The organism is Citrobacter sp. GW821-FHT02E08, from assembly GCF_059421685.1.
The window spans coordinates 98,288-116,780 of sequence record NZ_JBWKVL010000002.1 but is presented as its reverse complement, the minus strand read 5'-3'; the positions used below and the strand labels follow the sequence as shown (position 1 = coordinate 116,780).

The window sequence follows — 18,493 nt, the reverse complement described above, 5'->3', positions numbered from 1 at the left end:
GTAATTGTGTTAATGGTTAACTTGCGAAATTTGGGCTAAAAACCAGGTGACAATCAGTAGATCGGCGCACCCTCCTGGGCTGAGGTTGCGCTCAATGCACTGCTGGTCGAACTGCCGTAAAGAATGAAGATCGGCGGGAGTGCGTATCCCCCCGTTTTGCAGCAGACTCTTTGCCTGCTGCTGTAACCAGCGCAGCCCCTGCTCCCCACCGCGAGACGCGACGTTGGTATCCCCATTCATCGCCATCAGCAGCAGTAAGGTATCGAGTAACGCCAGTTCAGGATCTCGCCCCTGAGCCAGCAGAGCACGGTAGTGCGGCAGCGCATGATGAATCACGAGCGGATAACCTGCTTCAGCTTCACCTCGTGCACCGGTTAACCCCAATTGTTGATAGAGACGCTGACCTGCTGTGAGTTGTTGATTGTTCTGGCGCAGTTCGTGCTGTGTCATTCCTGCGCAAAATGCTGCGGCGGTGTGACAGAGCGTCTCGGGAGTGATTGGGGAGTGTCGTTGATGGAGGCGACCCACGGCGGCAAACAGCAATCCCAGTGAAAAAATGCTGCCTTTGTGCGTGTTTACCCCGGCGGTCGCGCGGAACATGTCCGCTTCGCAAGCCATCCCAATCGGACGTAGGCCTTTCAGTACGTCCTCTGGCGACATTTGCGCGCTGTAAGCGCCATATTCGATAAAGCGTGGCAGCCAGGCCTGGATTGCCAGGGCGCTACGGTGGAAATCTTCCAGCGCCATATCTTTGTGCGCACCGCAGTTGAGGCGATCCACCAGACCGGGTTTGGGCGATAAATTCACCTCGGTCATCATGGCGCGCCATCCCAGCGTTGCCCAGTCTTCGAGCAAAGAGGGGGACAGGGCGGTGGTCGTGGTCGACGTTGCGTTATTGGGCATCATGCAGCAACGCCTCCATGTGAATGAGAAGTTCGGAAAGCGCATGGGTTTTACCCCGCGCGCATTCAACGGCGCTTTGCTCACACAGCAGACAGCGGCGAGGCGGAAGCGCAAAATCGCGGCGGGACACGATGACCCCTTCTGGGGTCAGCACATCGATGTCCCACAAACGTCCCAGTGGGGACTGATGTTCAAGTTCGATCGTGGCAAGCTTGATGTCGCGGGCCGGACCTTCAAGCGCAAACAGCGCTTCCGGCCCGCTGGCTGAAACCACGATGGACTGCTCCCTGATAAACCAGCCAGATTTCTGCATCAGTACGTGCAGAGCATTCACGCCGTGATTAAAGATGCCGCGGGTGACTTCGCTGTCTTTAATCGGCCCTGGCGCTACCACGGTAAAGGAGATCAGTGGTGTAGCATGGCGCGCGAGCCAGGCGTGTTGCTTTGCTTGTCTCTCATCACGGCTGGCGAGCAGCTCGGGAATAGAAACCGCATGACGGGTGGCATTATTAACAGGAAGCAGGTGCATGGTTTATTCCTTCACCTGATGAACGACATCAATGACCGAACCATCGCGGTAACGCACCACGGCAATCACGCGGTCGGTGAATTCAATCGGGCGAGGCTGACCGGTGAGCAGTTGCGCACGTTCGCGCAGCCATTCGATCGACACCACTTTCATTCCCGCTTCTTTCAGACGTTCGGCCAGTTCCGGACGCGCCGGGTTGACGGCGATGCCATGGTCTGTCACCAGAATGTCAACGCTGGAACCTGGGGTTACACAGGTAGTCACATTGTCTACCAGCGTCGGGATACGACCACGTACCAACGGCGCGACGATAATAGACAGGGCTGCGGCAACGGCGGTATCGCAGTGACCACCGGATGCGCCACGCAATACGCCGTCAGAACCGGTCAGCACGTTGACATTAAAGTGAGTGTCCACTTCCAGTGCGCTCAGTACCACGACATCCAGACGGTCAACCGATGCCCCTTTAGAACCCCAGTTGGCGTACTGGTTGGCGCTGATTTCGATGTGATTCGGGTTGCGGGCCAGTGATTCGGCGGCATTGCGGTCAAAGCTTTGTACATCCAGCAGCTTGCGGATCAGCCCTTTCTCATGCAGGTCAACGATGGTGGCGGTGATCCCCCCCAACGCGAAATCGGCGCGAATATCGCGGCTGCGCATTTTGTCTTCCAGGAAACGGGTGACGGCAAGAGACGCGCCGCCGGTTCCGGTTTGCAGGGAGAATCCCTCTTTGAAGTAGCCAGAGTTGGCGATTACTTCTGCCGCGCTGCGGGCGATCAGCAGCTCGCGCGGGTTGGTGGTCATACGGGTCGCGTCAGCACCGATTTTATCGGCATCGCCCACCTGGTCGATCTGCACGATGAGATCCACCTGATCCTGAGCGATGCTGGCCGGATTATGCGGATAGGGCAGTAACGCTTCGGTCAGCAGCACGACCTGTTTCGCGTTTTCGGCATCGACTTTCGCATAGCCCAGAGAACCGCAACAGGCTTTACCGGTATAACCATTGGCGTTACCGAAAGGATCGCAGGAGGGAACCCCGAGGAATGCCACGTCAATACTCAATTCGCCGCTTTGCACAAGGTGTACACGACCACCGTGTGAATGGATTTGCACGGGTTCTTCCAGCAATCCGCGGGAAATTTCTTCCGCCAACGGTCCGCGCAGACCGGAGGTATAGATACTGCTAACCACACCCTTGCGGATATGACCGACCAGCGGCGCGTGGCAGTCGCTGAGCGAACTGGAGGCCAGGGTCAGATTTTTAAAGCCCATTCTGGCGATCGTGTCCATGACCAGGTTGATCGTCAGATCGCCGCCACGGAAAGCGTGGTGGAAAGAGATAGTCATACCGTCCTGCAAACCGGAACGGCGAATGGCTTCTTCGAGATCGGCACACAGTTTTTTGTTGCGCGGTTTTTGCGCCTGCAGGTTCTGTTTTGAGCTGCTCTGAAAGGCGGAAAGTTCACTTTCCGCGCGGCGACTCCAGGCTGTTACCCGTTCCTGTCGTTGAAGTTGTTCGATTTTCTGCGTCATTTTTTTTGCCTTATTCTTCGCGGATGCCGGAAAGTTCTGCGCGGGAAAGCACCAGACGAGCACGTTCAATAACCGGGCTGTCTACCATCTTGCCGTTCAGAGAAACGACGCCACGGCCTTCACGAGCAGCGGCTTCAGCGGCCTCCACTACCAGACGGGCATGGGTCACTTCTTTCTGCGTCGGGGCATACAGGTTGTGCAGCAGTTCAATCTGGCGTGGGTTAATGAGCGACTTGCCGTCAAAACCCAGCTGCTTGATATGCGAAGCTTCATTCAGGAAACCCGCTTCGTTGTTGGCATCGGAATAGACAGTGTCAAACGCCTGAATACCGGCAGAACGCGCCGCCTGCAAAATGGAGCATCGTGCAAACAGAAGCTCGGTACCTTCTGGCGAACGCTCGGTACGCAGGTTACGTACGTAGTCTTCCGCGCCCAGCGCAATACCGATCAGACGTTCAGACGCATGCGCAATTTCGACCGCGCGGGTGATGCCCAGCGGCGATTCCACGGCGGCTAACAAACCGGTGCTACCGGCTTCGCGACCGCAGGTTTTCTCAATACGCAGGATCTCTTTTTCAATATCGATAACGTCCTGCGCGGTGTCGGTTTTCGGTAAACGCACAATATCGGCGCCGCCGCGGACAACGGCTTCCAGGTCGTTGATACCCCATTCAGAATCGAGGGCGTTAACGCGCACAATGGTTTCAATATCGCGATAAAGTGGGTGTTGCAGGGCGTGGTATACCAGACGACGAGCGGCATCTTTTTCACGCAGGGCGACAGAGTCTTCCAGATCGAACATCAGCGCATCTGCCGGATAGATGAACGAATTGCTGATCATGGCGGCATTGGCGCCAGGTACGAACAGCATGCTGCGACGGGTGCGGGATTTACGTTGTTGTAAGGAGGCGGAAATCATTGGCGATCCTCCCAGGGCAGTGCCGGGATACCGCTGGCGCGCGCCAGCAGGGTTTCCAGTCGGGCGCGTAAAATGCAGTCCAGCGCGCCTTTATCATCGACATTCAGCTGTACGCCGCGCACATCGTAGCGTGAGAGCACGTCCAGAATGGTCGTGCGGATAGCATCGCCAAACTGTTTTTCAACGCTGCTGTTGATTTGCAGGTCGATTTCCTGCGTGTCGAGCGGAGCGATGCGTATCATCACATCTCCAGACTCAAGGGTGCCGGCGACGGCTGCCTGGTTTATTTTCATTTTTCACCTGTTTCTAATGCGGGGGTCTTTTGGCAGACTGTCGCGCTGGATGGGCTGCGCTCAAGCATGTTCTGCAGATAGTGCAGAGTGGCTTCAGGCACCAGCGGCGCGATAGCCGTGAGATCTTTTTTAACCAGCAGCTTGCGTACCCAGGAGGCGGAAATCGGCATCTCCTGAAAACACAGCCGCTCAATTTCCACCAGCTCAATGGGTGGGGCGGGAAGCGCGGGCGTTTCCAGCCAGTAACGCATATCGTGGTTGTACTGAGAGGTGACGGTACAAAACGGTTCAGTACCCACGAAACGGTGGGTGACGCCCAGTGCGGGCGCCAGGTACTGACGGAAAATCTTCAGGTCGATTTCGGTGTAGCAGTGGTTGATAACACTCTGCTCTTTGATGAAGTAGCACGGGAAGGTGGCGCGGGAGATGATGTATTCGGAGCCACGATGGACGGTTAATCGCGGGATATCCGCAGTCCCTTTGAGCACTAAATCAAATCGATCTTCGTACGGAAAACGGGATGTATCTTCTTTGACTAAGAACACGTGCAGCCAGTCACATTGTGCTGCCGCTTGTTGAATCAGGTACCGGTGACCCTGTGTGAATGGGTTGGCATTCATCACGATACAGCCAATTTTTTTGCCGTCCCGCCGCTGTTTTGCCAGGGATTCGGCGTAGCGTTTTAATCGTGTGGTGCTGTTTTCCATCAGCACCATCACGCCGGGTACGCTGGTCAGCGTTGCGAAACCGCACTGTTTAAACAGCGCTTCGTATTCGGTTTTTGTATAGATGAAGAGATGTGTGCAGTGTCTTTCATAGGCGAGATTGATAAGCTCAGTCGCCAGCGTTAGCGCTAAACCTTCGCCCCGTACTGATTCGCTGATGGCCACGCATTTTATGATATTTCCAGCAATGCCACCGCAGGCGATAAGGTGATCGTCACGCATAACAGTTATGAATATTTCAACGGTGGTATCCACGCTCAGATCATTCTCTTTCAGGAATTTCGTGATCGCCGCCATTTTTATATTTTCAGAGCGTTTGACTTGTGTGAACACATTATTTTCAAACATAGTGAAAAGGCTCCTGAAGATATATATTGTTGCTGGGTTTTTGTGTTTGTTGTGCAATTTTGTCAATTGATAACGTTTTGTTTACGTCAGGGCGTTTTGCTTTTTTTATTCGCCATTAGTCCTCTTTCTCCCTGACATATACATCGTAAGGAGTATTAAAGAGGTAAATTTTGATTTATTTCACAAAGAGTTAGATGGTTTTTATGTGTTTTATGGTTTTAAGTTTTTTAATTAACTTAACGATCATTTAAGGCGTGGTTTTAATTTGTTTAATTGATTTAAGGTGGGGAATCTGTAACGATCTTAGATTATTCTCTTCTTCCGGAAGAAAACATTTTTATTACATCTATGCGTTAAGTGTACCGGTTGACATAGGTAAGGAACAATAATGCCCGCTCATAAAAATAAAAAGCAGTTTCTTTTTTTCCGGCGCCTTGCGTTTCCGTTACGCATTTTTCTCCTTATTCTGGTGGTTTCTATTTTTATCATCGCGGCCCTGGCGCGGTATTTTTCTGCGAGTTTCGAGGACTATCTGGTGACCCATGTCAGGGATATGGCGATGAACCAGGCGAAGATCATTGCCTCGAATGACAGCATTATCTCTGCCGTCGAACACCGTGATTACACACGATTAGCCAGCATTGCGGATAAACTGCAGAGCGATACCGATTTCGACTATGTCGTGATCGGCGACCGCAATTCGATTCGCCTCTACCACCCGAATCCGGCAAAAATTGGTCAGCCCATGCAGTTCACCAAACCCGGCGCGCTTGAAAAGGGTGAAAGCTATTTTATTATGGGGGAGGGGTCTATCGGCATGGCGATGCGCGCCAAGACGCCGATATTCAATGAGAGTGGTCAGGTGATCGGTGTGGTGTCGATTGGTTATCTGGTCAGCAAAATCGATAGCTGGCGACTGGACTTTTTATTACCGATGGCGGGCGTATTTGTCCTGTTATTGTTGCTACTGATGCTACTTTCATGGTTTTTTGCTTCCCATATTCGCCGCCAGATGTTGGGGATGGAACCAAAGCAAATCGCGCGGGTGGTACGCCAGCAGGAGGCGTTGTTTAGTTCTGTCTATGAAGGGCTGATTGCCGTTGATCCTGAAGGGTTTATTACCGCCATTAACCGTAGCGCCAGGAAAATGCTGGGTTTGTCTTCTCCCGGGAGGCAGTGGCTGGGAAAACCGATTGAAGAGGTGGTGAAACCCGCAGATTTTTTCACTCAGGAGATCGCGGAGCCACGCCAGAATGTGATGGCCAATTTTAATGGGCTCAGTGTTATTGCTAATCGCGAGGCGATCCGCTCTGGCGACGAGTTACTTGGGGCGATCATCAGCTTTCGAAGCAAAGATGAGATTTCTACCCTTAATGCGCAACTAAGCCAAATCAAACAATATGTTGAGAGTCTCAGAACTCTGCGCCATGAACATCTAAACTGGATGTCCACGCTCAATGGTTTGCTGCAAATGAAGGAGTATGATCGCGTCCGGGAGATGGTGCAGGGGGAATCGCAGGCGCAGCAACAGCTTATTGACAGCCTGCGTAGCGCGTTTTCCGACCGTCAGGTCGCCGGTCTACTGTTTGGCAAAGTGCAGCGTGCGCGGGAGTTAGGGCTCCAGATGACGATTGTGCCCGGTAGCCAGTTACACCAGCTTCCGGAAGGGCTTGATAGCACAGAGTTTGCGGCGATTGTCGGGAATCTGCTCGATAATGCCTTTGAAGCCAGTTTGCGGACTCCGCAAGGAAATAATGTCGTTGAGCTCTTTTTGAGCGACGAAGGGGATGAAGTCATCATCGAAGTTGCCGATCAGGGTTGCGGCGTTCCTGAGGCATTGCGCGAAAAAATATTCGAACAGGGGGTCAGTACGCGAACTGACGAACCTGGAGAACATGGCATTGGACTGTATTTGATTGCAAGTTATGTGGGGCGCTGTGGGGGGATCATTACGCTGGAAGACAATGATCCTTGCGGCACCTTGTTTTCTCTATTTCTTCCGAAAGTGAAAAAAAACAATGACGGAACCATTAAGCATACTGATCGTTGAGGATGAAACGCTGCTGGCGGAAATGCACGCGGAATATATTCGCCATATTCCGGGTTTTAAACAGATCTGGCTTGCCGGGAATCTGGCGCAGGCCCGGATGATGATTGAGCGTTTTAAGCCTGGGCTCATTTTACTGGATAACTATCTGCCAGACGGAAAGGGCATCACGTTACTCCACGAATTGACGCAGTCACGCTATCCCGGCGGCGTTGTCTTTACCACGGCGGCCAGCGATATGGATACGGTGTCTGAGGCCGTGCGCAGCGGGGCGTTTGATTATCTTATCAAACCGATTGCCTATGAGCGACTCGGTCAAACGCTTACACGGTATCAGCAGCGCCGGCGCATGCTGGCGGGTAACGACAGCGCCAGTCAGCGGCAAATTGACGAAATGTTTAATGCATATGCCAGGGGAGAATCCAAAGGCGATCTACCTACGGGAATCGATGCGTTAACGCTTAATGCGATACTCAAGCTGTTTAGTGATCCGACGGTTCAGCATACCGCAGAAACCGTGGCGCAGGCGCTGACCATTAGCCGGACGACCTCCCGGCGCTATCTGGAATACTGTGCAGGTCGCCATCTGATTGTTGCAGAGATCGTTCACGGTAAGATTGGCAGGCCGCAACGAATCTACCACGGAGGATGATTCGGCTATGCCGGATAGCGGTGCAATGAGCGTCGCTACCCGGCATTGATACGTTAGCCGCCAACGATCGCGGATGAGGCTGGCACCATGACTTCAGTCGCGACAATGACGATCAGCAGTCCCACCATCACCGGGACAGATGTCCGCTTCACCACTTCAAAAGGAGAGATTTTCGCCATACCCGCAACGGCAACGACTACGCCGGATACCGGGGAAATAGTACGTCCCAGATTTGACGCCTGCAGCATGGGAATCGACAGATAAGCCGGATTAATGCCGGAAGAGTGCGCCAGTTTCGGGATCATCTCCACAAAGGCATAAAAAGGCGCATTACCGGAGCCTGTCGTCATGGCCGCGAGCATGGTCAAAATCACGAGGACCAGCATCAGAATGATGCTTGCTGAGCCAAAAGAGGTGGCAATAGAGATCAGACTCTGAATAAAACCGATGGTGCTCAGACCCTGAGCGAACACACCCGCCGCCACCAACAGCATGACCACGCCAGCAAAGGCGTCCGCCATTCCCCGATACGCGACTTCCAGTCCGGAAAATACTTTTTGCGTATTGAAACCACGAACAAATTCCAGCAAAGCCGCAAACAACATGCAGCCAACCAGAATCGTAATAATGTGCAGTTGCGGGCCCCATTTGCCATCAAACACCAGAACACCAATGATCGGGGTAAACGGCAGTATTGCGTAAAAAGAGGGCGCGCTGGTGGTGATTTCATTCACATCGAGCATTTCATGTGAAATATTTTCTTTTTTATCCAGATAACGCTGCCAGAAAAAGTGGGCGATCGCCATGCCGATAATGGCGGCGATTGAGATAGGCAGCGTGGTTTTGAATGCAAAATCGATCAGTGGCATTTCCGCTGCTTTTGCGGCCAATACGACATCACCAGAGGTTGGCGAGAGAATAATCGCTGCCGGGGAAGCACAAATTGCAGCGGCTGCACCACGACTGATACCGACGTTGACCATCACAGGGAAGAGGGTCGCCATCAGCAGTACGCCAAGCCCCGTTGCGGAGGAAACGGCCAGCGACATCAGGCAGGCAACAAAATACGCGGCGATCATCAGTAAATAGGGCGAGTTGATATACTTCAGGGGCTTAGAGGCTAATTTGACCACCATGTCGTTGGCGCCAATATGCGTCATATAAGCGGCGAAACCACACAGCATCATGATCATCATGCCAAGATCGCCGCCGCGACTCATTAGCAGAATTTTAATATATTCAACGATATCCGTCGCGGTATAGCCTGTGCCAGTTTCACTGGCGGGTAAAACTTTGTGCCCCATGAGCGCACTGATAATTAGCAGTACTAACCCACCAACAAATAATACGCCGGTGGCTGAGTAGCCTTTAATGATGTAGCGCGCTACACCCACAATAACCACAACCCCTATAAGGAGTTCAATAAATATCAACATTATTTCCCCTGTCGCATGGACACCCAGAAAGTGAAAACGAAGTAAATGACTTCAAAATAGTATAAAAATGTGCCGAATAAACCGTATTCCCTTGCTGATTGAAATCAATAAAAAGACGGATTCAATGCAGGGCAGCCTTTTTTTTAGACAAAATCTCATTTGTTTTTAATTTGATGTGAATTTGATGCGATATTGTTAATTTGCAAGTAATGGCTGGATTTAAATAAGGTTGAGTCTATTTCCATACAATGAGGGTGGGGATTTGTGAGCGTTATTCCTGCTAGGAAATACAATCGCAGACAATAGAACACCCGCACTTTGCGATTTTTCTCAGTTCCCTTTTTGTTAAGGTTTCATTTGAGTTGGCTTTGTTACGATCGCCGTCGAACCCAAGAATGGTAATTATGTTGTGATTGTCGCTAAAAAGTATTTTCTTATTTATTCATTTCTGTTTGCTCAGTTGATACTCCTGCCTCAGGTCTTTGCAGAAGACAAAGGGTGGCTTGATACGCTGAAGGAGAATGTTGCGCAAACCTGGCAACAGCCTGAACATTATGATCTTTATGTCCCAGCGATTACCTGGCATGCGCGATTTGCCTACGATAAGGAGAAAACGGATCGTTACAATGAACGTCCGTGGGGCGTGGGGTTTGGTCAATCACGCTGGGATGATAAAGGTAACTGGCACGGTCTTTATATTATGGCCTTTAAGGATTCTTATAATAAGTGGGAGCCGATTGGAGGCTATGGCTGGGAAAAAACCTGGCGACCGCTAGCGGATGAGAATTTTCATATGGGGTTAGGTTTTACGGCGGGCGCCACCGCGCGCGATAACTGGAATTATATCCCTGTTCCCGTTTTATTACCGCTGGCTTCCATTGGCTATGGGCCCGCGACATTCCAGATGACTTACATCCCTGGGACCTATAACAACGGGAATGTCTACTTTGCATGGATGCGCTTTCAGTTCTGATGCCTGAGTTCCGGACTTTTCTTAATCAAAAAACATCAATAAAAACAAAGTGTAATAACGGTGAGTTAAAAAATAACGCGACATTTATCACTTTTTGGCAAAGTTCGACTGGACAAAATGCACCACAATTGATGTACTGATACCCGACACAGCATTTGTGTCTATTTTTCATGTAAAGGTAATTTTGATGTCTAAGATTAAAGGTAACGTTAAGTGGTTTAATGAGTCCAAAGGATTCGGTTTCATTACTCCGGAAGATGGCAGCAAAGACGTGTTCGTACACTTCTCTGCAATCCAGACCAATGGTTTTAAAACTCTGGCTGAAGGTCAGCGCGTAGAGTTCGAAATCACTAACGGTGCCAAAGGCCCTTCTGCTGCAAACGTAACCGCTCTGTAAGCATACGACAGCAAGAATTCAAAACCCGCTTAATTGCGGGTTTTTTTTCGCTCCTAGTGCGCAGTCGACGCTGAAAAAAGCCAGAAGGCCATTGCCGTCATTGCAAAAGACCCTAACAGGTTGACCAGCACATTAAGCATAGCCCAGCCAAAACGTCCTTCCTGTAGCAGAAAAACGACCTCAGCTGAGAAGGTAGAGAATGTCGTTAAGCCGCCGCAAAAGCCCGTGGTGATGAGCACTTTCCACATCGGGTCGATATTCGTCATGCGATTGAACCACGCAAGCCCCATACCAATGATAAAAGCACCCAATAAGTTTGCCACGAGTGTGCCAACAGGGAGCGCCTGATGCAGCGGGTTAAACCGCATACTCAACAGCCAGCGTGCAACGCTACCTGTACCGCCACCAATAAAAACTGCTAAAAGAAGTTGTAACACAACACAATCCTGCTATTTGATTGGTATAGGGGTGAGTGTAACGCTGAATAATCCTCTTTGGCGAGTTCAACAAACGTAAGTGGAGGGAATATGTTCGTTGCAGCAGGGCAGTTTGCGGTGAGTCCCTTGTGGGAGAAAAATGCACAAACATGCGTCTCGTTAATGTCTCAGGCGGCAGAAAATGGGGTAGCGTTGCTGGTGTTGCCAGAGGCGTTATTGGCGCGTGACGATCTTGACCCCGACTTGTCGGTAAAATCAGCCCAGCTTCTGGAAGGGGGCTTTTTGACTCTCTTGTTACGTGAGAGTGCCAGCAATGCCATGACGACAATTCTGACCCTTCATGTTCCCTCCACGCCGGGGCGGGCATTTAATATGCTGGTCGCTCTGCGTGCGGGCAAGATTGTTGCACATTACGCGAAACTTCATCTTTACGATGCCTTCTCGATACAAGAGTCCCGCAATGTGGACGCAGGCGATGCCATTGCGCCGCTGCTGGAGGTTGATGATATGAAGGTTGGCCTGATGACCTGTTACGATTTGCGCTTTCCTGAGCTGGCATTGGCGCAGGCGCTTCAGGGGGCGGAAGTGCTGGTGCTCCCTGCTGCGTGGGTCAGAGGGACGCTTAAGGAGCATCATTGGTCAACGTTATTGGCTGCCAGAGCGCTGGACACTACATGCTATATGATTGCCGCTGGGGAGTGCGGTAACAAAAATATTGGCCAAAGCCGTATTATCGATCCGTTTGGCGTCACAGTAGCCGCTGCCGCCGAGACACCGACATTGATTATGGCGGAGGTTTCCGCGCAGCGAGTTCGCCAGGTCCGGGCGCAACTTCCGGTGTTACATAACCGACGATTTGCGCCACCGCAATTATTATGACGTATTTTTAAACAATGCTTGATTCACCTTGTTACAGATTGCTATTGTGTGCGCGCGCCAAAAGACCGTTACAATTTTCAGGTTAATACGGCGCGTAACGCAGCCTGTTTTAAGTTAAGAAGGTATCTATGGGTGAGATTAGTATTACCAAACTGCTGGTGGTTGCCGCACTGGTTGTTCTGCTGTTTGGTACCAAGAAGTTACGTACGCTGGGTGGAGACCTGGGATCGGCAATTAAAGGCTTCAAGAAAGCGATGAACGATGAAGATGCCGGAGCGAAGAAAGACGCAAGCGGCGACGTTCAGGCTGAGAAACTCTCTCACAAAGAGTAATACCCGGAGCAGGATGTCCGCACGTTATACTCTACAGAGAAAAAAACCGGCGATTTGCCGGTTTTTTTTGTCTGAAATGTAAATGAGTGTTACACGATCACTTAACTTCCAGTCCTTTTGCCTGCAGGTCTGCATGGTAAGAGGAACGAACAAACGGTCCACATGCGGCATGGGTAAAGCCCATCGCCATCGCTTCCGCTTTCATCTCATCAAACTCTTCAGGGCTGACATAGCGCTGTACCGGCAGGTGGTGACGACTTGGCTGCAGATACTGACCCAGCGTCAGCATGGTCACGCCATGACGACGTAAATCGCGCATAACTTCAATGATTTCAGCGTTGGTTTCACCCAGACCGACCATCAGACCCGATTTGGTTGGGATCTCCGGATGCACTTCTTTGAAGCGTTCCAGTAACTTCAGAGACCAATTGTAGTCAGCCCCCGGGCGAACCTGGCGATAGATACGCGGAACGTTTTCCAGGTTATGGTTAAAGACATCCGGTGGTGTTGCTGTGAGGATCTCCAGCGCGCGATCCATACGGCCACGGAAGTCTGGTACCAGCGTCTCAATTTTGATCGTCGGGCTTTTCTCGCGAATGGCCGTAATGCAATCAGCAAAGTGCTGAGCGCCGCCATCACGCAGATCGTCGCGATCGACGGAGGTGATGACAACATAGCGTAACGCCATATCAGCAATCGTCTGCGCCAGTTTTGACGGTTCGTTGGCGTCCGGGGCGACCGGACGTCCATGTGCAACGTCACAGAACGGACATCGGCGAGTACAAATCGCGCCGAGGATCATGAACGTCGCGGTACCGTGATTGAAACATTCAGCCAGGTTAGGGCAGGAGGCTTCCTCGCAGACAGAATGCAGGCCATTCTTACGCATTGCTGCTTTGATGCCCTGAATACGAGTGGAGTCCGCTGGAAGCTTTATTTTCATCCATTCCGGTTTACGCAGCAGGGCTTCACGCTCTGTTGCCACATTTTTAACCGGGATAAGGGCCATCTTATCGGCATCGCGGTATTTAACACCGCGTTCCATCACAATGGGTTTACTCATAGCGTGCGTGTTCCAGTTGCGAATAACGAAGGTAAGCGTTTCAATTCAAGGGAATGTTGTATTTATCAACTATTTTTGAATTAGCTATACGCAGTATATCATTGAAACGGGCCATAAAGCAGCCTGAGTGGCCGGCAAAATGTAAAATAGTTGTTGTTTTGTGCTCTTCATCCACCCTCCCGGCTGGCTAAGCAGCAACATCTTCACATCGGAAAGCATCGCGTATGATGTCGATAACGTTCTCAAGAATAGGATCGCGCAGGCTCACTTTGTTGTAATGCAGCGAAAATGCGATTTTTTCATCGTTGAGATCGGCGTAAGGAATATTTTTAAGCGGCCAGCAATGGCTAAACAACGTGTAAAAACGTGCAGGCATCATGCCGATTACATCGCTGTTCGCAATCATCGACGCGATAGTAAAGATGTTGTAGCTACTAAAACTGACCTGCCGTTCCGGGAACATCTCTTGCACACGTTGACGTAACGGGTGCAGATTCTGACCTTCCAGCATCAGCAGGGTATGCTCTGCATTCTTCAGATTGTCTTCGGTAAGTGATGCCGAAAGCAAAGGGTGATCCTGACGACAGACAAGCTCCATGGTGTCTGTAAACAAGACGTGGCGGTGTATCGTCTGATTGTTATAGGTGTGGTTGTCGATGATCAGGTCTGTCTGAAACTGGGCCAGTTGGTTTTCCGCATTGCTGACGGGAATGTTGCGCAGCAGAAGTTGCGGGTAACGCTGCCTGATGGCTTTGTAGATTTCAGGCATGACCAGCGCGCCGACAGAAGGGGTTGTACCGATGGTAATCGTGCGTTGCTTATCGTAACTGCCTGTCAGATCCAGTGCCCCAAGAATCGATTCCAGGCCCTGGCTGATATACTCATGCAGGTGTGTGGCGTAAGTGGTTGGCGTAACGCCCTGACCTTTTCTAATAAATAAGGGGTCCGGGAATATCGTCCGTAGTTTTTGAATAGACTGGCTAATAGCAGACGGCGTCAGATTGAGAATTTTGGCAGCATTAACAATGCCTTTATGGACATAAACCGCTTCAAAAATAGTCAAAAGGTTAAGATCAATATTTCTTAGTGTCTTGAATATTTGAGGCTTTTCTTCTAGTTGATGTTCGGGGGGACGTTTTTCAGACAGGTTATTGTCATTCACTTTTTTGCTCCGGAATCATTCGTGATATGAATGATGTAATAAATACAATATTCTAAATATATATTTTAGATTGAAAGTTAATCAATGTTGTTATCTGTATTTCTTTCAATAAAAGAGTCGAAAAATATTCTTTATTTTTCATATAGTCCGCCAATTCATCATACGGTTGGATAAAGTGGACTCCATAACGACGTTATAGTTGATTAATTGAAAGTATAGAAAGTGGGCGGAGAAGTAAAGCATTCAAAGTGTATATAGTTAATGACCCAAAAATATATGGGTCATTATATTTTACGGATTACGCCTGGATATATTCATGCTCTGGATTGTTAAGTAAAGCTAACATGTTCGCCAGCAATCGGGGGCGTACATTGTCGGTTGTCGCTTCGCTATCCCATTGAGATATTTTGGTCATTTCCATCCCTGCGTAGCCACAAGGATTGATACGTAAGAACGGCGAGAGATCCATATTTACGTTAAGTGCCAGACCATGAAATGAACAGCCGCGACGGATGCGTAAGCCCAAAGAGCAAATTTTCTTTTCGCCAACATAAACACCTGGCGCATCAGCACGCGGATGCGCGTCGATATTCAGCTCGGCAAGGGTATTGACGACAGTCTGTTCCAGCAACGTGACCAGCTCACGTACGCCCAGCTTACGGCGCTTAAGATCCAACAGTACATACATCACCTGCTGGCCAGGGCCGTGGTAAGTGACTTGCCCGCCGCGATCGCTCTGGATTACGGGAATATCTCCCGGCATTAATACGTGTTCCGCTTTACCGGCCTGACCTTGCGTGAAGACAGGATGATGCTCAACCAGCCAAATTTCATCATTGCTGTTTTCATCGCGGGTATCGGTGAATTCGTGCATAGCCTGGGAAACGGGCTCGTAAGGCTGAAGACCGAGCTGGCGGACAAGAATTTTATCCTGATACAAAACGGCATCTCCGTAGAGAATGAATTAAAGAGGGGAGAGTATAACACAGAGGGAAACGCTGTTACCCGGACGACGCCGGGTAACCACGGTAATACGACTTACAGCACCATACGAACGATGTCGATGTTGCCTAATTCTTCATACAGGGTTTCTACTTGCTCAATGTGGGTAGCATTGATGGTGATAGAGACCGAGTGGTAATTGCCTTTGCTGCTTGGTTTTACCGTCGGGGAGTAATCACCTGGCGCATGGCGCTGTACCACTTCAACCACCTGATCAACCAGCTCAGGCAACGCCTGCCCCATTACTTTGTAAGTAAATGGTGTAGGGAATTCAAGCAGTTCGTTAAGTTTGGTTTTCATGTCAGCTCCGGCGTAACGTAAATAAAATAATAACTCCCGCCAAAAGCGGGAGTTTTACTGATGCTTAGTATATGGGGATGGAAATCACACTTTCAAGTGTTCAATTTTTAACCAAACCAGTGGTGGAACATTAACTTAATGTAATCAACGATTTTACCGAAGAAGTTACCTTCAGGAATTTCCTGCAGCACCACCAGTGGGCGCTGCTCGATGGTTTTACCATCAAGCTGGAAGTTGATTGTGCCGACCACCTGGTTTTTCTGCAGTGGAGCATGCAATTCAGTTGTGTTCAGAACATAGCTGGCTTTCAGGTCTTTCATTCGACCACGCGGGATCGTCAGGTAGACATCTTTATCGACACCTAACGAGGCGCGATCGGTATCACCAAACCAGGCGGGTTCAGAAGCAAACTCTTTGCCGACCTTCAATGGGTTTACGGTTTCAAAGAAACGGAAGCCCCAGGTCAGCAGTTTTTTGCTTTCTGTTTCACGCCCTTTGTAAGTACGACCGCCCATCACCGCAGAAATCAAACGCATCTGACCTTCGGTCGCAGAAGCGACAAGGTTATACCCTGCTTTATCAGTGTGGCCCGTTTTGATACCGTCGACCTTCAGGCTGTTATCCCACAGCAGACCGTTACGGTTTAACTGACGAATACCGTTAAAGGTAAATTCCTTTTCCCGGTAGATGGAGTATTCGTTAGGTACGTCGCGGATTAAGGCCTGACCGATCAGCGCCATGTCGCGCGCAGAGCTGTATTGACCGTCAGCATCAAGACCATGCACCGTCTGGAAATGCGTGTTTTGCAAGCCCAGCGCGCTAACGTAGCTGTTCATCAGGCCGACGAAGGCGTCCTGGCTACCCGCGGCGAAATCAGCCATCGCGACGCAGGCGTCGTTACCGGATTGCAGGTTAATACCACGGATCAACTGTGAAACTGGAACCTGCATACCAGGTTTCAGGAACATCAGGGATGAACCTTTAAATACCGGGTTGCCTGTCGCCCAGGCGTCGTTGCCAACAGTAACCAGATCCGTTTCTTTAAATTTACCGGCTTTCATTGCCTGACCGATGACATAGCTGGTCATCATCTTCGTCAGACTTGCCGGGTCGCGACGCATGTCAGCGTTCTGCTCTGCCAGGACTTTTCCGGAATTGTAATCGATCAGGATGTATGACTCCGCATCGATCTGCGGAACACCCGGGATCATGGTTTTAATATTCAGGTCATCGGCATGCACAGCGGATAGGGAGGCTGCGCAAAGAGCCGTGGTGAGCGCCATGCGCTGCAGGAAACGAGCGGAAAAAGTGGTCTTCATGGTCTGAACTACGACATCCGTGATGAAATTAAAAAAAGTGCCCTACTATAGCAAATGCTATACCCGCAGGCATCTGACTTTCGGCATGACTTTGTTAGCGTCATTGACAAAACTGACAGTTCAGATGCCTGCTTTACACCGCTACGCGCCGGTAATAAAGGACTGTAATTGAGCTTCGGATTGCAAACGTTGTTGCAGGGTACTGGCTTCGTTTTTACTGCCGAAAGGCCCGAGTTGAATACGCCAGACTGCCCCGTTTTGAACTACGCGACCCGATACACCAAACTGCTGGCTTAAGCGCTGTTGATACTGTTTCGCGCGAGCCTGATCGCTCACGGCACCGACCTGAACCACAAAGTGACCGCTGGTAGACGCCGATGAGACTGGCGTTACTGCCGCGCTTGATGTGGGAGTGGTGACGGGTGACGTCGTGGTGGGCGCAGGTGCAGGCGTCGGTTCGCTACCTTCCAGTACGCCTGGCGCTAACGTAGTTGGCGCCCCCAGGAAACCACTGCTGCTGACTGGCGCCCCGGCAGAATCTTCGCTTGTTAGCGTCGAGTTGCTGATCGGGCGAATATCACCTTGTGGTTGTGTCGGTTCTGGTGCGGAAGACGCACCTCCCATGCCGCTGCTGAGATCAGGGCGAGAGGGCAGGGCGTAAGTTTGTTTCGCAACGGTCGTACACGCCATACCGGGTCCGGAGAGCGATCCGTCCTGAGCCACAATAATAGGGTCAATCCGCACTTTGGTATTGTTCGACGTATTCAGTCGGTCGGCAGCGGCACGGGAGAGTGAAATCACCCGATCATTGCCGTAAGGACCGCGATCGTTGATACGAACGACAATCATGCGACCGTTGGCCAGGTTAGTGATTCGCACATAGCTGGGGATCGGCAGCGTTGGGTGCGCGGCGGTAAGCTGCATAGGATCGAACGCTTCGCCTGACGCGGTCAGGTTGCTACCCGGCTCTGCATCATAAATAGCGGCGAGCCCAGCCTGGCTAAAGCGAGAAGGATCCTGCACGATTTTGTAGCTTTTACCGTCGCGCTGATAATCCTGATTTGCCGTTGGGTTGAGCGGTTCAAAACGCGGATCGGCTCCGCTGATTTCAACAATCGGCCCATTACATACCGCTGGCTGAGGTGCGACGGTCGTTTGTTGCTGACCATCATCACTCGAACACGCCGCGAGCATTCCTGCTGCGATGCAGATTCCAAACCACTGCTTACGCATTGCGTACC

20 protein-coding genes are annotated in these 18,493 nt (G+C 50.8%); 6 read left to right on the top strand and 14 right to left on the bottom strand.

The annotated features are described in order from the left end of the window. Positions 1-9 precede the first annotated feature (9 nt). From citG to citC, 6 genes are read right to left on the bottom strand one after another with little or no spacing between them, the layout of a single operon-like run. A complete protein-coding gene (citG, locus tag AC07UY_RS02910) occupies positions 10-903 on the bottom strand; it encodes a triphosphoribosyl-dephospho-CoA synthase CitG (protein WP_494659552.1) in 894 nt (297 codons plus the stop codon). Beyond that, entirely contained in the window at positions 893-1,432 is a 540-nt protein-coding gene (citX, locus tag AC07UY_RS02905) for a citrate lyase holo-[acyl-carrier protein] synthase (RefSeq protein ID WP_494659333.1), read from the bottom strand. The genes citG and citX overlap by 11 nt, the downstream gene beginning before the upstream one ends. A gap of 3 nt (positions 1,433-1,435) precedes the next feature. Continuing rightward, complete coding sequence (gene citF / locus AC07UY_RS02900; protein WP_494700778.1) at positions 1,436-2,968, bottom strand: citrate lyase subunit alpha; 1,533 nt, start codon at positions 2,966-2,968, stop codon at positions 1,436-1,438. Between the two features lie 10 nt (positions 2,969-2,978). Continuing rightward, positions 2,979-3,887 carry a citrate (pro-3S)-lyase subunit beta gene (gene citE, locus AC07UY_RS02895; protein ID WP_276292447.1) on the bottom strand — a complete coding sequence of 303 codons (909 nt, stop codon included), beginning with the start codon at positions 3,885-3,887 and terminating at the stop codon, positions 2,979-2,981. Further along, entirely contained in the window at positions 3,884-4,180 is a 297-nt protein-coding gene (citD, locus tag AC07UY_RS02890; RefSeq protein ID WP_494659335.1) for a citrate lyase acyl carrier protein, read from the bottom strand. Before citD ends, citE begins: the two co-directional genes overlap by 4 nt. Beyond that, positions 4,177-5,253 carry a [citrate (pro-3S)-lyase] ligase gene (gene citC / locus AC07UY_RS02885; protein ID WP_494700779.1) on the bottom strand — a complete coding sequence of 359 codons (1,077 nt, stop codon included), beginning with the start codon at positions 5,251-5,253 and terminating at the stop codon, positions 4,177-4,179. The genes citD and citC overlap by 4 nt, the downstream gene beginning before the upstream one ends. Positions 5,254-5,641: 388 nt before the next feature. On the opposite strand from citC, the gene dpiB reads away from it, so the two are divergent. Both dpiB and dpiA read left to right on the top strand, forming a co-directional pair. Then, positions 5,642-7,303, top strand: a complete 1,662-nt coding sequence (gene dpiB / locus AC07UY_RS02880) for a sensor histidine kinase DpiB (protein WP_494659337.1) — start codon at positions 5,642-5,644, stop codon at positions 7,301-7,303. Further along, positions 7,272-7,952, top strand: a complete 681-nt coding sequence (gene dpiA / locus AC07UY_RS02875; protein WP_203358516.1) for a two-component response regulator DpiA — start codon at positions 7,272-7,274, stop codon at positions 7,950-7,952. Before dpiB ends, dpiA begins: the two co-directional genes overlap by 32 nt. A 53-nt stretch (positions 7,953-8,005) precedes the next feature. On the opposite strand, the gene dcuC is transcribed toward dpiA, so the two are convergent. Next, entirely contained in the window at positions 8,006-9,388 is a 1,383-nt protein-coding gene (gene dcuC / locus AC07UY_RS02870; RefSeq protein ID WP_494700780.1) for an anaerobic C4-dicarboxylate transporter DcuC, read from the bottom strand. A 409-nt stretch (positions 9,389-9,797) separates the two neighbouring features. Here dcuC and pagP point away from each other — a divergent pair, with 409 nt between their 5' ends. Together pagP and cspE are read left to right on the top strand one after the other, a co-directional pair. Then, positions 9,798-10,361 carry a lipid IV(A) palmitoyltransferase PagP gene (gene pagP, locus AC07UY_RS02865; RefSeq protein WP_494659339.1) on the top strand — a complete coding sequence of 188 codons (564 nt, stop codon included), beginning with the start codon at positions 9,798-9,800 and terminating at the stop codon, positions 10,359-10,361. A gap of 187 nt (positions 10,362-10,548) precedes the next feature. Further along, positions 10,549-10,758: a transcription antiterminator/RNA stability regulator CspE gene (gene cspE, locus AC07UY_RS02860; protein ID WP_000034826.1), complete on the top strand. Its 210-nt coding sequence runs from the start codon at positions 10,549-10,551 to the stop codon at positions 10,756-10,758. Positions 10,759-10,811: 53 nt separating this feature from the next. Here cspE and crcB read toward each other — a convergent pair whose 3' ends face one another. Beyond that, positions 10,812-11,195 (bottom strand): fluoride efflux transporter CrcB, encoded by a 384-nt coding sequence (crcB, locus tag AC07UY_RS02855; protein WP_203358514.1) that lies wholly within the window; start codon positions 11,193-11,195, stop codon positions 10,812-10,814. A 90-nt stretch (positions 11,196-11,285) separates the two neighbouring features. Here crcB and AC07UY_RS02850 point away from each other — a divergent pair, with 90 nt between their 5' ends. Together AC07UY_RS02850 and tatE are read left to right on the top strand one after the other, a co-directional pair. Further along, positions 11,286-12,074 (top strand): deaminated glutathione amidase, encoded by a 789-nt coding sequence (locus AC07UY_RS02850; RefSeq protein WP_494700781.1) that lies wholly within the window; start codon positions 11,286-11,288, stop codon positions 12,072-12,074. A 128-nt stretch (positions 12,075-12,202) separates the two neighbouring features. Beyond that, entirely contained in the window at positions 12,203-12,406 is a 204-nt protein-coding gene (tatE, locus tag AC07UY_RS02845; protein ID WP_192611531.1) for a twin-arginine translocase subunit TatE, read from the top strand. A gap of 97 nt (positions 12,407-12,503) precedes the next feature. Here tatE and lipA read toward each other — a convergent pair whose 3' ends face one another. The 6 genes from lipA to rlpA form a co-directional block, all read right to left on the bottom strand. Next, positions 12,504-13,469: a lipoyl synthase gene (lipA, locus tag AC07UY_RS02840; RefSeq protein WP_494700782.1), complete on the bottom strand. Its 966-nt coding sequence runs from the start codon at positions 13,467-13,469 to the stop codon at positions 12,504-12,506. 187 nt (positions 13,470-13,656) lie between these two features. Continuing rightward, positions 13,657-14,631, bottom strand: coding sequence for a YbeF family transcriptional regulator (locus AC07UY_RS02835; protein WP_494700783.1), 975 nt, complete (start codon positions 14,629-14,631; stop codon positions 13,657-13,659). Between the two features lie 298 nt (positions 14,632-14,929). Beyond that, positions 14,930-15,571 carry a lipoyl(octanoyl) transferase LipB gene (lipB, locus tag AC07UY_RS02830; protein ID WP_494659343.1) on the bottom strand — a complete coding sequence of 214 codons (642 nt, stop codon included), beginning with the start codon at positions 15,569-15,571 and terminating at the stop codon, positions 14,930-14,932. Positions 15,572-15,669: 98 nt separating this feature from the next. Then, entirely contained in the window at positions 15,670-15,933 is a 264-nt protein-coding gene (ybeD, locus tag AC07UY_RS02825; protein WP_000850547.1) for a DUF493 family protein YbeD, read from the bottom strand. Positions 15,934-16,040: 107 nt separating this feature from the next. Further along, on the bottom strand, positions 16,041-17,252 hold the full coding sequence (gene dacA / locus AC07UY_RS02820; protein WP_494700784.1) for a D-alanyl-D-alanine carboxypeptidase DacA: 1,212 nt from the start codon (positions 17,250-17,252) through the stop codon (positions 16,041-16,043). Positions 17,253-17,393: 141 nt separating this feature from the next. Continuing rightward, complete coding sequence (gene rlpA, locus AC07UY_RS02815) at positions 17,394-18,485, bottom strand: endolytic peptidoglycan transglycosylase RlpA (RefSeq protein ID WP_494700785.1); 1,092 nt, start codon at positions 18,483-18,485, stop codon at positions 17,394-17,396. Positions 18,486-18,493: the final 8 nt, after the last annotated feature.